Source organism: Bradyrhizobium huanghuaihaiense, from assembly GCF_025200885.1.
GTDB lineage: Bacteria > Pseudomonadota > Alphaproteobacteria > Rhizobiales > Xanthobacteraceae > Bradyrhizobium > Bradyrhizobium huanghuaihaiense.
Map to the genome: position 1 here is coordinate 4,218,781 of NZ_CP104172.1, position 13,435 is coordinate 4,232,215.

15 protein-coding genes are annotated in these 13,435 nt (G+C 65.3%); 13 read left to right on the top strand and 2 right to left on the bottom strand.

All coding sequences use genetic code 11. The annotated features are described in order from the left end of the window. Window positions 1-233 precede the first annotated feature (233 nt). A complete protein-coding gene (gene hemB, locus N2603_RS20140; protein WP_260390108.1) occupies window positions 234-1,292 on the bottom strand; it encodes a porphobilinogen synthase in 1,059 nt (352 codons plus the stop codon). Between the two features lie 124 nt (window positions 1,293-1,416). Between hemB and N2603_RS20145 the strand changes: the two genes are divergently transcribed. The 13 genes from N2603_RS20145 (at window position 1,417) to N2603_RS20205 (ending at window position 12,155) form a co-directional block, all read left to right on the top strand. Beyond that, window positions 1,417-1,920 carry a DUF6163 family protein gene (locus tag N2603_RS20145; protein ID WP_260390109.1) on the top strand — a complete coding sequence of 168 codons (504 nt, stop codon included), beginning with the start codon at window positions 1,417-1,419 and terminating at the stop codon, window positions 1,918-1,920. A gap of 516 nt (window positions 1,921-2,436) precedes the next feature. Next, the gene (gene ldtR, locus N2603_RS20150) at window positions 2,437-2,955 is read left to right on the top strand and encodes a transcriptional regulator LdtR (RefSeq protein ID WP_018320040.1); all 519 of its coding nucleotides are present in this window, start codon (window positions 2,437-2,439) and stop codon (window positions 2,953-2,955) included. Window positions 2,956-3,149: 194 nt separating this feature from the next. Next, entirely contained in the window at window positions 3,150-3,386 is a 237-nt protein-coding gene (locus N2603_RS20155; RefSeq protein ID WP_018644619.1) for a hypothetical protein, read from the top strand. A 37-nt stretch (window positions 3,387-3,423) separates the two neighbouring features. Beyond that, entirely contained in the window at window positions 3,424-3,645 is a 222-nt protein-coding gene (locus tag N2603_RS20160; RefSeq protein WP_018644620.1) for a hypothetical protein, read from the top strand. 269 nt (window positions 3,646-3,914) lie between these two features. Beyond that, window positions 3,915-5,213, top strand: a complete 1,299-nt coding sequence (gene glyA / locus N2603_RS20165; RefSeq protein WP_018644621.1) for a serine hydroxymethyltransferase — start codon at window positions 3,915-3,917, stop codon at window positions 5,211-5,213. A 15-nt stretch (window positions 5,214-5,228) separates the two neighbouring features. Next, window positions 5,229-5,711 carry a transcriptional regulator NrdR gene (gene nrdR, locus N2603_RS20170; RefSeq protein ID WP_011087793.1) on the top strand — a complete coding sequence of 161 codons (483 nt, stop codon included), beginning with the start codon at window positions 5,229-5,231 and terminating at the stop codon, window positions 5,709-5,711. Continuing rightward, complete coding sequence (gene ribD, locus N2603_RS20175; RefSeq protein WP_260390110.1) at window positions 5,708-6,856, top strand: bifunctional diaminohydroxyphosphoribosylaminopyrimidine deaminase/5-amino-6-(5-phosphoribosylamino)uracil reductase RibD; 1,149 nt, start codon at window positions 5,708-5,710, stop codon at window positions 6,854-6,856. Before nrdR ends, ribD begins: the two co-directional genes overlap by 4 nt. 1 nt (window position 6,857) lies before the next feature. After that, entirely contained in the window at window positions 6,858-7,466 is a 609-nt protein-coding gene (locus tag N2603_RS20180; protein ID WP_260390111.1) for a riboflavin synthase, read from the top strand. Window positions 7,467-7,625: 159 nt separating this feature from the next. Continuing rightward, on the top strand, window positions 7,626-8,117 hold the full coding sequence (ribH, locus tag N2603_RS20185) for a 6,7-dimethyl-8-ribityllumazine synthase (RefSeq protein ID WP_018644625.1): 492 nt from the start codon (window positions 7,626-7,628) through the stop codon (window positions 8,115-8,117). A 3-nt stretch (window positions 8,118-8,120) separates the two neighbouring features. Continuing rightward, window positions 8,121-8,618, top strand: a complete 498-nt coding sequence (gene nusB / locus N2603_RS20190; RefSeq protein ID WP_260390112.1) for a transcription antitermination factor NusB — start codon at window positions 8,121-8,123, stop codon at window positions 8,616-8,618. A 9-nt stretch (window positions 8,619-8,627) separates the two neighbouring features. Beyond that, a complete protein-coding gene (locus tag N2603_RS20195; RefSeq protein WP_260424460.1) occupies window positions 8,628-8,804 on the top strand; it encodes a hypothetical protein in 177 nt (58 codons plus the stop codon). Continuing rightward, entirely contained in the window at window positions 8,762-9,802 is a 1,041-nt protein-coding gene (gene thiL / locus N2603_RS20200) for a thiamine-phosphate kinase (protein WP_260390113.1), read from the top strand. Before N2603_RS20195 ends, thiL begins: the two co-directional genes overlap by 43 nt. Window positions 9,803-10,034: 232 nt before the next feature. Further along, entirely contained in the window at window positions 10,035-12,155 is a 2,121-nt protein-coding gene (locus N2603_RS20205; RefSeq protein WP_260390114.1) for a sodium-translocating pyrophosphatase, read from the top strand. Window positions 12,156-12,348: 193 nt separating this feature from the next. On the opposite strand, the gene N2603_RS20210 is transcribed toward N2603_RS20205, so the two are convergent. After that, window positions 12,349-13,362, bottom strand: a complete 1,014-nt coding sequence (locus tag N2603_RS20210; protein WP_260390115.1) for a Bug family tripartite tricarboxylate transporter substrate binding protein — start codon at window positions 13,360-13,362, stop codon at window positions 12,349-12,351. Window positions 13,363-13,435: the final 73 nt, after the last annotated feature.

The window sequence follows — 13,435 nt, forward strand, 5'->3', positions numbered from 1 at the left end:
TCCGTTCTCCAGCGAAGCCCCCGTCGCAGGACATGGGAACAGCCCATCCCCGTGCCAAGGGCGCGCAGGCGTCAGCAAGCCGAAATATTCCGGCGATTCGGGGGCGGATGTGGCCGCTGGCGCGGAAGCCGTAGGGTGGGCAAAGGCGCGTGAGCGCCGTGCCCACCATTGTCCGTTGTCGTGCGCGATGGATGGATTGGTGGGCACGCTACGCTTTGCCCACCCTACGGCACCTATGCTTGGCTGCGCAGCTTCTCCGCCACCTTCGGCGCAAAATAGCTCAGCACGCCATCGGCGCCGGCGCGCTTGAAGGCAAGCAGGCTCTCCATCATCGCACGCTCGCCATCGAGCCAGCCATTGTTGGCGGCGGCTGCGATCATCGCGTATTCGCCGGAGACCTGGTAGGCGAAGGTCGGCATCGCAAAGGTGTCCTTCACGCGGCGGACGACGTCGAGATAGGGCATGCCGGGCTTCACCATCACCATGTCGGCGCCCTCGGCGATGTCGAGCTCGACCTCGCGCAGCGCTTCATCGGTATTGGCGCTATCCATCTGGTAGGTGCGCTTGTCGCCGGTGAGCGTCTTGGCCGAGCCGATGGCGTCGCGGAACGGACCGTAGAAGGCGGAGGCGTATTTGGCCGCATAGGCCATGATCTGCACGTCGAGCAGGCCAGCGCGGTCCAGTCCCTCGCGGATCGCGGCGACGCGGCCGTCCATCATGTCGGAGGGGGCGATGATGTCGCAGCCGGCCTCGGCCTGCACCAGGGCCTGGCGCACAAGCACCGCGACCGTCTCGTCGTTCAAAATCTTGCCGTCGGAGATCAGGCCGTCATGGCCGTGGCTAGTGAAGGGATCGAGCGCGACGTCGCAGAGGATGCCGATCTCCGGAAACTCCTTCTTGATCGCGCGCACCGCCTGGCACACCAGGTTGTTCGGATTGGTGGCTTCCGAGCCCTCTTCGTCGCGCAAGGAGGGATCGGTGTAGGGAAACAGCGCGAGGCAGGGGATGGTGAGCTTCATCGCGCGCTCGGCCTCGCGCACGGCCTGGTCGACGCTGAGGCGGTCGACGCCCGGCATCGAGGCGACCTGCTCACGCTTGTTGTTGCCGTCGATCAGGAACAGCGGCCAGATCAGGTCGTCGGTGGTGAGGACGTTCTCGCGCACCATCCGCCGGGCCCATTCTGCCTTGCGGTTGCGGCGCGGGCGGACGGTCAGATCGAGGGCAGGGGAGGGTCCGCCATCCCGGCGCGACACCTCGCGCAATTCGATCGGACGTCCGTATTTGATCGCCATTACTCTTCCTCCGGCTGGAATTATTCTTATACCAGCTCGCATGGTTCCCGTCACCGCGGCTTGACCTGCCGCAAGGTGATGGCAGCCGATTGATTTTGCGGGCGGAAGCAGCCAGAAGGGGCCCATGTCCGAGATCTCCACCCGCGATGCGGCCCGCGACGGCGCCAGTGCCAGGGACGCTGCCCGAGACAATGCCAGAGAGAGCGCACTCTCGGTGGCGGCGATCTCGTCGGAGCGGCCTGAGTCCGACGACAATGTCTGGACGCGGCGGCTCGTGCTGTTCCTGCGCCTGATGGCGCTGCTCTCGATCCTCAAGGGCCTCTATCACTGGGCGCAGGTGACCGGCTTCGTCGGCGGCGAGGACGAGGCGTTCGAGAACCAGTCGATGGCCTGGCAGGCCGCGACCGTCTACTTCGCGGTGATCGAGCTCGTCGCCGCCGTCGGCCTGTGGCTCGCCACGCCGTGGGGCGCGGTGGTGTGGCTGACGACCGTCGTGTCGATGGCGGTGATCGAGCTGATGTTCCCGGGAATCTACGGCGGCAGCCTGGTCGTGGTCGGCGTCGAGGTCTTCATGCTCGCCGCATATCTGGCGCTCGCCTGGATGGCCGCGCGCGAACGGCCGCCGTAGCGCGACGTCTTCGCTGATATCGAAATGCAGCGCGCCCCTGGCGATGCGAAGCATCGTCCAGTACGGCGTGATGCATTGCAGAGCCGGGGCCCATCTCTCCGCAATCTCGCTTTGAAACATCTGGGTCCGGCTCTGCGCTTCGCTTCGCTGCGCTTGTCCGGGACACAAGTGTCGCGATTGGTTGACCGCTGGTTGCCTCGAATTTGCGGTAAGTTTTCACTAACCAGCCGGTTCCGCCACAGCTGTTACGGGCCCGTTTCGAAACGGGGCGGGGCTGTTCTGGAATGCGACAGATTGGGCGGACGGAGGGTGAACAGGACCTTGCGAAGGTCAACAGTCGGTTGCGAAAAGTCCTTCTGGCACAGGCTTAATCCGCAATTCACTGTCTTAAATTCATGATCTCTTTATTCTCTTATTTAAGCCGATCTTCAAACGAGCCCCTTAAGTTGCACCTATCAGACGGGACACAAGTTTCGTCGAATAAGTGTCGATAAAAACGACAACAGGGGAAGTGTCATGATGAAAGCCGTCGCAACTGCGGCAGATACCGCAGAGCGCGTCTCCGGCCAGCAGGGTTCGGTGCAGTCGCTCTATCTGGAAGCTTTGACTCTGGTGGAGCGGCTGCATCGCCGGCTCCTCGACGTCATCAAGGACGAGTTCGATCGTCGCGGTCGCGCCGACATCAACTCGGTGCAGGCACTGCTGCTCTACAACATCGGCGACAAGGAGCTGACCGCCGGCGAGCTGCGCACCCGCGGCTACTATCTCGGCTCCAACGTCTCCTACAATCTGAAGAAGCTCGTCGAGCTCGGCTTTCTCGACCATCAGCGCTCGCGCGTTGATCGCCGCTCGGTGCGCATCCGCCTGACCCCGCAGGGCCAGGAAGTCCGCCGCATCGTCGACGCGCTCTACCAGAAGCACGTCAAGACGGTCGAGCAGGTCGGTGGCATCTCGGGCGAGGAGTTCTCCACGCTCAACAAGTCGCTGCACCGTCTCGAGCGATTCTGGACCGACCAGATCCTGTACCGCCTCTGAGTTCCAAGGGATCAAGGCCAAGCCGGCCCGACAACAAGACCGGCAAGCCTCCCGAACGTGCCTGACTTCCCCAAGCGCATCGGCCCGGCTTGCCCGGACCGGTGCGTTTTGACGTTTCGCAGTTGCGAAAAAATGCCCGCGCGCACGGAACCAGGTCGCCGCATCGCAGTTAGTCCTCTGGATCGGAGGATACCATGCCGGGCGGGCGCGGGTTGCAGGCCATGAACGTCGAACTCGTGAGCGATGCCTATGCCATCGCCGCGAATTACCTCCGCCGCTCCGGCGCAATCCCCGACACGCTCGTCACCAACGAACGCCTGCTCGAGATCATCATCAAGCTGATCCAGCACGGTGAATTCAACAAGATCAGGCTTGCCAACAAGGCGATCGCCCAGTTCGAGACGCAGTCCGAGGCCCGCGCGGTTGCCTGATCAAAATTTCCGCAATTCGGAAGAACCAGAGGGTGCAATGGAAGCTGCCATCGACCGCATCATGCAGACCTATGACCTGCTCGCCAACCGCACGGCGGCGGCCAGCGAGGAGGCACGGGCCAAGGTCACGAACTACCTCAATACCCTGGTGGAAGCGGGCGAGAAGGATCCGCACAGGTTGACGGTCTGCGGCCTGACCTATCTGCGCCAGCTCGACGGCAGCGTGGACCCGGTGAAGGCGGGGTATACCGGCTTGTAAGAGGTGAACCGACTGCTTTGGCCCGTGGAGCCCATACCTCTTTAGGGTCCAAAATGGCCCCTTCCGGCAGAATTGGAGCGGAGACGGTTCCGGAGAACCGTCCGCCGCCCAAATCCCCGGTCCCCACCACATCTTGCATAAATCTCAGGCCCGACCCGCAAATGCTTGGCCGGGGGCGGGCGATGTGGTAGATCGCGCGTGCTTCCGATCGCCACACCAGACCCGCCCGTAGCCCGCCAAAAGGCTGCGGCGGTGGAGATATTCGCAAGATGACCCTCGCAAAGACCGCCTCCGCGCCCGATTCGTTTTTCACCGCCTCGCTCGAGCAGGCCGATCCGGAAATCGCAGCCGCCATCAAGGGCGAGCTCGGCCGGCAGCGCCATGAGGTCGAGCTGATCGCCTCCGAGAACATCGTCAGCCGGGCCGTGCTGGAAGCGCAGGGTTCGGTGATGACCAACAAGTATGCGGAGGGTTATCCGGGCGCGCGGTACTACGGCGGTTGTGAGTGGGTCGACGTCGCCGAGAACCTCGCGATCGATCGCGCCAAGAAGCTGTTCGGCGCGAACTTCGCCAACGTGCAGCCGAACTCCGGCAGCCAGATGAACCAGGCGGTGTTTCTGGCACTGCTCCAGCCGGGCGACACCTTCATGGGTCTCGATCTCGCGGCCGGCGGCCATCTCACCCACGGCTCGCCCGTCAACATGAGCGGCAAGTGGTTCAAGGCCGCGCACTACACCGTGCGCCGCGAGGACCAGATCATCGACATGGATGCGGTCCAGAAGCAGGCCGAAGAGGTCAAGCCGAAGCTGATCGTCGCCGGCGGCTCGGCCTATTCGCGTGCTTGGGACTTCAAGCGCTTCCGCGAGATCGCCGACAGCGTCGGCGCTTACCTTCTGGTGGATATGGCGCACTTCGCGGGCCTCGTTGCCGGCGGCGTGCACGCCTCGCCCGTACCGTATGCGCATGTCACCACGACCACGACGCACAAGTCGCTGCGCGGTCCCCGCGGCGGCCTGATCCTCAGCAATGACGAGACGCTCGCCAAGAAGCTCAACTCGGCGATCTTCCCGGGCCTGCAGGGCGGCCCCTTGATGCATGTGATCGCGGCGAAGGCGGTTGCCTTCGGCGAGGCGCTGCGGCCGGACTTCAAGGTCTATGCCAAGAACGTCGTCGAGAACGCCAAGGCGCTGGCCGAGGCGATGAAGAGCCACGGCTTCGACATCGTCTCCGGCGGCACCGACAACCACCTGATGCTCGTCGACCTCCGGCCGAAGGGCCTGAAGGGCAACGTCTCGGAGAAGGCGCTGGTCCGTGCGGCCATCACCTGCAACAAGAACGGCATTCCGTTCGACCCCGAGAAGCCTTTCGTCACTTCGGGCCTGCGGCTCGGCACGCCCGCTGCGACCACTCGCGGCTTTGGCGTCGCCGAATTCCAGCAGGTTGGCGGCATGATCGCCGAGGTCCTGAACGCGATCGCGCAGTCCTCCGACGGCAAGGCGCCGCTGGTGGAAGCCGCGATCAAGGAACGGGTCAAGGCGCTCACCGACCGGTTCCCGATCTACCAGTAAGGTCAGGCCAAGCGGATGCGGTGCCCGAACTGCAACAGTCTCGATACGCAGGTAAAGGACTCGCGTCCGACCGAGGACTCGTCCGTGATCCGCAGGCGTCGCGTGTGCGTCGCCTGCAATTTCCGCTTTACCACCTTCGAGCGCGTGCAGCTGCGCGAGCTCACGGTGATCAAGCGCAACGGCCGCCGCGTGCCGTTCGACCGCGACAAGCTGATGCGCTCGGTGCAGATCAGCTTACGCAAGCGGCAGGTCGAGCCGGAGCGGGTTGAGAAGATGGTCTCCACCATCGTGCGCGAGCTCGAGACCGGGGGCGAGGCCGAGATCTCCTCTGAGGTGATCGGCGAGACTGTGATGGAGCACTTGCGCACGCTCGACGACGTCGCCTATGTGCGCTTCGCTTCGGTCTACCGCAATTTCCGCGAGGCCAAAGATTTCGCCGACGTGCTCGGCGAGCTCTCCGGTGAGGAGGAAGCGCGGCTCGCCGCGATCCGCAAATGATCTTCCGCATCCTGGAGGATCAGTTCGCGCAGAAGGCCCGCGAGGCCAAGGACGCCGACCGCCGCTTCATGGAGCTTGCGCTGGCGCTGGGTAAGCGCGGGCAGGGGCGCACGTGGCCCAATCCGGCCGTTGGCGCGGTCATTGTGAAAGACGGAGTGATCGTCGGCCGCGGCTGGACCCAGCCCGGCGGACGACCGCATGGCGAGCCCGAAGCGCTGCGGCGCGCGGGCGAAGCGGCGCGGGGCGCCACGCTCTACGTCACGCTGGAGCCGTGCTCGCATTTCGGCAAGTCGCCGCCTTGCGCCGATGCGGTGATTGCAGCCGGCATCAAGCGCGTGGTGGCGGCGATCGAGGATCCCAATCCGGAAGTGGCGGGGCAGGGCCATGCGCGCTTGCGCGCCGCCGGTATCACGGTGGATGTCGGTCTATGCGCCGTAGAGGCCGCGTTCGAACACGCCGGCCATTTCCGCCGCATCCGCGACAAGCGCCCGCATGTGATCCTGAAGCTCGCGGTCTCGCCCGACGGCAAGATCGGCGCGGCCGGCGGTAAACCGCTCGCGATCACCGGCGAGGCGGTGCGCAATCGCGTGCATCTTCTGCGCGCGCAGAGCGACGCCATCCTGGTCGGCATCGGCACGGTGCTGGCGGACGATCCGCAGCTCAATTGCCGCCTGCCGGGCATGGCGGCGCGCTCGCCGGTGCGCGTGGTGCTCGACCGGAGCCTGCGCATTCCGGCATCGAGCCAGCTCGTGCGCTCCGCGCGCGAGACACAGCTTTGGGTGATCGCTTCCGAGCTGGCGGAGGCCGCGGCCGCAACCCGCCTTGGTGCGGCCGGTGCGCAAATCATGCGCATGCCTCCAGGCAGTGCATCCGGGCTCGATCTTCCGGCCGTGCTGCATGCGCTGGCGGAGAAGGGCATCACGCGGCTGATGGTCGAGGGCGGCAGCCGGGTTGCGGCTTCGTTCGTCGCGGCTGATCTTGTCGACGAGATCTGGCTGTTCCGCGGGGCGGAAGCGGTCGGCGAAGGCGGTGTCGATGCGCTCGATGCATTGCCCCTGACGAAAATCACGCAGTCGCAGGCCTACAAGGTTCATGCTAGCGAGACATTCGACCACGATACTCTCACCATCTACGAGCGCGCCTAACATGTTCACCGGCATTGTCACCGATATCGGCGAGATCGTCAGCTTCACGCCGACGGCGCAGGGGCAGCTGCACCGGCTGCGCATCGCCTGCCGCTACGATCAGACCACCATTGCCGACGGCGCCTCGATCGCGAGCAACGGCGTGTGCCTGACCGTGGTTGGGTCCGGCATCGCGGACGGCAAGACCTGGTATGACGTCGATGCGGCGGCGGAGACGCTGGCGCTGACGACGGCCAAGCACTGGAAGCTGGGCACGAAGCTCAACCTCGAGCGTGCGCTCAAGATCGGCGACGAGCTCGGCGGCCATATCGTCGCCGGCCATGCCGACGGCATCGCGACCATCGTCAGCCGCGAGGACCTGCCTGATATGGCGCGGTTCGTGCTCTCGACCACGCGCGAGCTCGCGCGGTTCATTGCCACCAAGGGCTCGATCACGCTCGACGGCGTCTCGCTGACAGTGAATACGGTCGACGACGTGACCTTTTCGGTGCTGATCATCCCGCATACGCTTGATGTCACGACCATCGGCAGCTGGAAGGCGGGGGCCGAGGTCAATATCGAGGTCGATCTGATGGCCCGCTATGCGGCGCGGCTGACGGAAATGAAGTGACGGCAGAGCCGTCATTCCGGGGCGGCTCGAAGAGCCGAACCCGGAATCTCGAGATTCCGGGTTCGATGCTTCGCATCGCCCCGGAATGACAGTTTCTAACTTGGCTTACGGACCTGCGGCGACTACATAGCGCCGACCCCTTTCGAAACGGATTGAACGATGGCAGACGCGCGGCGCGCACCCCTGAAGGACCAGACCGACATTTCCGGCGCACGGGCGCTGATTGTCGAGGCCCGGTTCTATGACGATCTCCAGGACGCGCTTCTCGACGGCGCGGTGGCCGAGCTGAAGGCGGCCGGTCTGACGCACGACGTCATCACGGTTCCCGGCGCGCTGGAGATCCCGGCGGCGGTGGCCATCGCGGTCGATGCCGCGGCGGCGAACGGCAAGCCCTATGACGCGGTGATCGCGCTCGGCTGCGTGATCCGCGGCGACACCATCCATTTCGAGATCGTCTCGCAGGAATCCTCGCGCGCGCTGATGGACCTCGCCGTGGCGCGCAAGCTGCCGCTCGGCAACGGCATCCTCACCGTCAACAATGAGGACCAGGCCTGGGCGCGGGCGCGCGCCAGCGAGCTCAACAAGGGCGGCGATGCCGCGCGCGCGGCGCTCGCGATGCTGCGCATCAAACGCCGCCTGGCGCGGGCTTGAGACATGGCTGACAACACCAAGAAGCCGGCGGGGCTTAACGAGAAGAAGGCGAACCGGCGCGGCGCGGCGCGGCTCGCGGCCGTCCAGGCGTTGTACCAGATGGACATCGCGGGAGCCGGCATCAACGACATCTTCGCCGAGTTCGAGAGCCACTGGCTCGGCAACGAGGTCGAGGGCGACACCTATCTGCCGGCGGAAGCCGCCTTCTTCCGCGACGTCGTCTCCGGCGTCGTGCGCGACCAGAAGAAGCTCGATCCCCTGATCGACGAAGCGCTGTCGAAGGGCTGGCCGCTCAAGCGGATTGAGGCGATCCTGCGCGCAGTGCTGCGGGCCGGGGCCTACGAGCTGGAGCACCGCAGGGACGTGCCGGGCCGCGTCGTCATCTCCGAATATGTCGACGTCGCCAATGCCTTCGTCGACCGCGAGGAGACCGGCATGGTCAATGCCGTGCTCGACCAGATCGGCCGCCAGTTTCGCGGCGACGAGTTCGGGCGGGGGTAGGATCAGTCGATGGCCCTTGCAGTAGCCGTCATCCTGAGGTGCCGTAGCGAAGCGAAGGCCTCGAAGGACGACGGCGTGCCGCTGAAAGTGCACCTCGGCCGTGCATCCTTCGAGGCTCGCAAGGGCTCGCACCTCCAGCGAAAATGGCTTCGCCATTTCGCAGGGATGACGGGTCTACTGTCGTGACACAGGACAGAACACAGCCCTCCGCCGAAGACTCCCTCATCGCGCGCTATTTCAAGCCGCTGGCGACCGATCCCGGTGCGTTCGGGCTGGTCGACGACGCGGCGATCCTGTCCTCATCCGGCGACGACATCGTCGTCACCACCGATGCCGTGGTCGAGGGCGTGCATTATCTTGCAACCGACCCGCCCGACACCATCGCGCGCAAGGCGCTGCGGGTGAACCTGTCCGATCTCGCCGCCAAGGGCGCGCTGCCTGCCGGCTTCGTGCTGACGCTGGCGCTGCGCAGCAAGGAGGACTCCTGGCTCCGGCCGTTCGCGGACGCGCTGGGCGAGGACGCCAAGACGTTCGGCTGCCCGCTGCTCGGCGGCGACACGGTGTCGACGCCGGGACCGCAGATGATCTCGATCACCGCCTTCGGCCGGGTGCCGAAGGGGCGCATGGTCGGCCGCACCGGCGCCAGTGCCGGCGACCGCATCCTGGTGACGGGCACGATCGGCGATGCTGCGCTCGGTCTCGACGCGCTCACCGGCGGCGCGGTGGCCGGGGCACTCGTGTCTGATCCCGCTGCACGGGATTTGCTTGCGTCGCGCTATCGCGTGCCGCAGCCGCGCAACGCGCTGGCGCAGGCCGTGCGCGACCATGCGTCGGCCGCGATGGACGTCTCCGATGGCCTTGCCGGCGATCTGACGAAACTCTGTGCAGCGTCCGGCGTCTCGGCCACGGTCGATGTGGCGAGCGTGCCGCTCTCGGCTGCCGCGACGGGGCTGATTGCCCGCAACGTCGTTGGCGTCGAGACGTTGCTTGCCGGAGGCGACGATTACGAGGTCCTGTGCACTGTTCCGCCGGCGCAAAGCGATGCGTTGATCGCAGCCGGTCGGGCGGCGGGCCTTCCCGTCACCGCGATCGGCACGATCATCGCTGGCCATGACCGGCCACGCTTCCTGGACGGGCAGGGGCGAGAGCTGACCTTGAAGCGGCTGTCCTACAGTCACTTCTAGGAATTGCTCCAAACCGGCGGCCAAGTTCTCAAGGTTCGTCTAAATACCTGCCGAGATCGGTCTTTTCGGCCTCATCCGGCGTTGCACCCTCAATTTGATTTTGGCAAGCTTGTGACCGACTGGAGCCGCCCCTTCGGGAAAGGGGCGGCTTTGTTCAAAATCAAGGCGCCGCACCGCACGACGGACAACAAAAGGCGCCGGGGGTACATCAAGGATCTGAGGCAAAAATCACATGACAGCATTATGGTTGATAGTGCTCTGCGGAGTGCTTTCCGTCGTCTACGCGATTTGGGCGACGTCTTCGGTGTTGGGCGCGGATGCGGGGTCGCCGCGCATGCAGGAGATTGCAGGAGCAGTGCGCGAAGGCGCGCAGGCCTATCTCCGGCGCCAGTACACCACGATCGGTATCGTCGGCATCGTCATCTTCGTGCTGCTCGTCTACTTCCTCGGTCTTTATGTCGCGATCGGTTTTGCCATCGGCGCCGTCCTGTCAGGGGCGGCCGGCTTCATCGGCATGAACGTCTCGGTTCGCGCCAATGTGCGTACCGCCCAGGCCGCGACGACGTCGCTGGCCGGCGGCCTCGAGCTCGCCTTCAAGGCGGGCGCGATCACCGGCATGCTGGTGGCCGGTCTCGCGCTGCTCGGTGTGACCCTCTATTTCGGCTTCCTGGTTCACTCGCTGAAGCTCGCGCCCGATAGCCGCACCGTGGTCGACGCCATGGTGGCACTCGGCTTCGGCGCCTCGCTGATCTCGATCTTCGCCCGTCTCGGCGGCGGCATCTTCACCAAGGGTGCGGACGTCGGCGGCGACCTCGTCGGCAAGGTCGAGGCCGGCATTCCCGAGGACGATCCGCGCAACCCCGCGACCATTGCCGATAACGTCGGCGACAATGTCGGCGACTGCGCCGGCATGGCCGCCGACCTGTTCGAGACCTACGCGGTGACCGCGGTCGCCACCATGGTGCTCGCGGCCATCTTCTTCGCCAAGACGCCGATCCTCGCCAACATGATGACGCTGCCGCTCGCCATCGGCGGCATCTGCATCATCACCTCGATCATCGGCACCTTCTTCGTCAAGCTCGGGCCGAGCCAGTCGATCATGGGGGCGCTCTACAAGGGCCTGATCGCAACCGGCATCCTGTCGCTGATCGGCATCGGCGGCGTGATCTACGCCCTGATCGGCTTCGGCAAGCTCGACGGCGTCGACTACACCGGCATGGCGCTGTTCGAGTGCGGCGTGGTCGGCCTCGTCGTCACCGCGCTGATCATCTGGATCACCGAATACTACACCGGCACGGACTATCGTCCGGTGAAGTCGATCGCCCAGGCCTCGGTGACCGGTCACGGCACCAACGTGATCCAGGGCCTTGCCGTCTCGATGGAGGCGACCGCGCTGCCTGCGATCGTCATCATCGCCGGCATCCTCGTCACCTACAGTCTGGCAGGCCTGTTCGGCATCGCGATCGCGACCGCCACCATGCTGGCGCTGGCCGGCATGGTCGTCGCACTCGACGCCTTCGGGCCCGTCACCGACAACGCCGGCGGCATTGCCGAAATGGCGGGCCTGCCGAAGGAGGTGCGCAAGTCGACCGACGCGCTCGACGCGGTCGGAAACACCACCAAGGCGGTGACCAAGGGCTACGCGATCGGCTCGGCCGGTCTCGGCGCCCTCGTGCTGTTTGCGGCCTACAACCAGGACCTCAAGTTCTTCGTTGCGGATTCCGCGCGTCACACCTACTTCGCCGGCGTCAATCCGGACTTCTCGCTGAACAATCCCTACGTGGTTGTCGGCCTGCTGTTCGGCGGCCTGTTGCCGTACCTGTTCGGCGCGATGGGAATGACCGCGGTGGGACGCGCCGCCAGCGCGATCGTCGAGGAGGTCCGCCGCCAATTCCGCGAGAAGCCGGGCATCATGCAGGGCACCGACAAGCCGGACTACGGCAAGGCGGTGGACCTGCTCACCAAGGCGGCGATCAAGGAGATGATCATCCCCTCGCTGCTTCCGGTGCTGTCGCCGATCGTCGTCTACTTCCTGATCTACGCGATCGCGGGTGGTGGCGCGGCCGGCAAGTCGGCGGCGTTCTCTGCCGTCGGCGCGATGCTGCTCGGCGTGATCGTGACGGGCCTGTTCGTCGCGATCTCCATGACCTCGGGCGGCGGCGCCTGGGACAACGCCAAGAAGTACATCGAGGACGGCCATTTCGGCGGCAAGGGCAGCGATGCCCACAAGTCGGCCGTGACCGGCGACACCGTCGGCGATCCCTACAAGGATACGGCGGGACCCGCGGTGAACCCGATGATCAAGATCACCAACATCGTGGCCTTGCTGCTGCTGGCGATCCTGGCGCACTGAGCTGAAGCGATTGCATAAGACAAAACCCCGCGGCTCGCGCCGCGGGGTTTTTTGTTTGATGGATTGTATGATCTCACCTCGTCATTGCGAGGAGCTCTTGCGACGAAGCAATCCAGTGTCTTTCCGTGGAGGCAGTCTGGATTGCTTCGCTGCGCTCGCAAAGACGAAGGAGGCAGCAGCGCTCGCGTGAACGCTACTGCACATCCATCTGCAAGCCTTCCTTCTGGATGATACCGGCGAACTTCTTCGTCTCGGCGTCCACGAAGTCGGCGAACTGCTGCGGGGTGCCGTAATCGGCGCGGGCGCCCATGGCGGCGATCTGCTTCTTGATGTCGTCGCGCTCCAGCATCGCCTTCACCTGAAGATTGAGCGCGTTGAGCACCTCGGGTGAGACCCCCTTCGGCAGGAACACCGAGAACCAGGACGATATGTCGAAATTCGCCAGCTCGGGCGCGCTCTCGCGCATGGTCGGCAGGTTGGGCGCGAGGTCGCTGCGCTCGGTCGTGGTGACGCAGAGACCGTTGAGCGTGCCGTTCTGCACCTGAGGCAGGCTCGGATAGAGGTTGTCGAACAGGATCTGGATGTCGCCGGCGAGCGCAGCCTGGAGCGCGGGGCCCGCGCCGCGGAACGGGATGTGGGTCATCTTCAGCCCGGTGAGCTGGAGGAACCAGGCGCCGGTGAGGTGAGGGCTCTGGCCGACGCCGGAGGAGGCGTAGCTGAGCTTGTCCGGATTGGCCTTCAGGTACGCGATCAGCTCGGCGACCGACTTGATGCCGGTCTTCGGATGCGCCGACACGATGTTGGGGATCCTGATCATGTTGGAGACCGGCTGGAGCTGGTCCGACTTGTAGGTCAGGTTCTTGAAGATGCTGTAGGCGATCGCGTTCGGCCCGGGGTTGCCGATCAGGATGGTGTGACCATCGGGCTTGGCGCGGACCACCTCGGCGGTGCCGATCGTGCCGCCGCCGCCGGAGCGGTTCTCCACGACGGCCGACTGGCCCCAGGCGGTTTGCAGATGGGCGGCCAAGAGGCGGCCCATCACATCGGTCGAGCCGCCGGCCGCAGCCGGCACGACGAGGCGGACGTTCTCGGTCGGCTTCCAGTCCGCCAGGCTCGACCGCGGCAGGATCGCTGCGGCCGACAGGCCGGCGGCGCCGACAAGCACGCGACGGCGGGACAACAAAGTGTTCTGAAGTTTCTTGGACACGAATCCACTCCCAGCTTCTTGTTTTGCTGGGAGCGTAGGGAACCCGTCGCGCAACGGCAAGTCGCGACCGGCG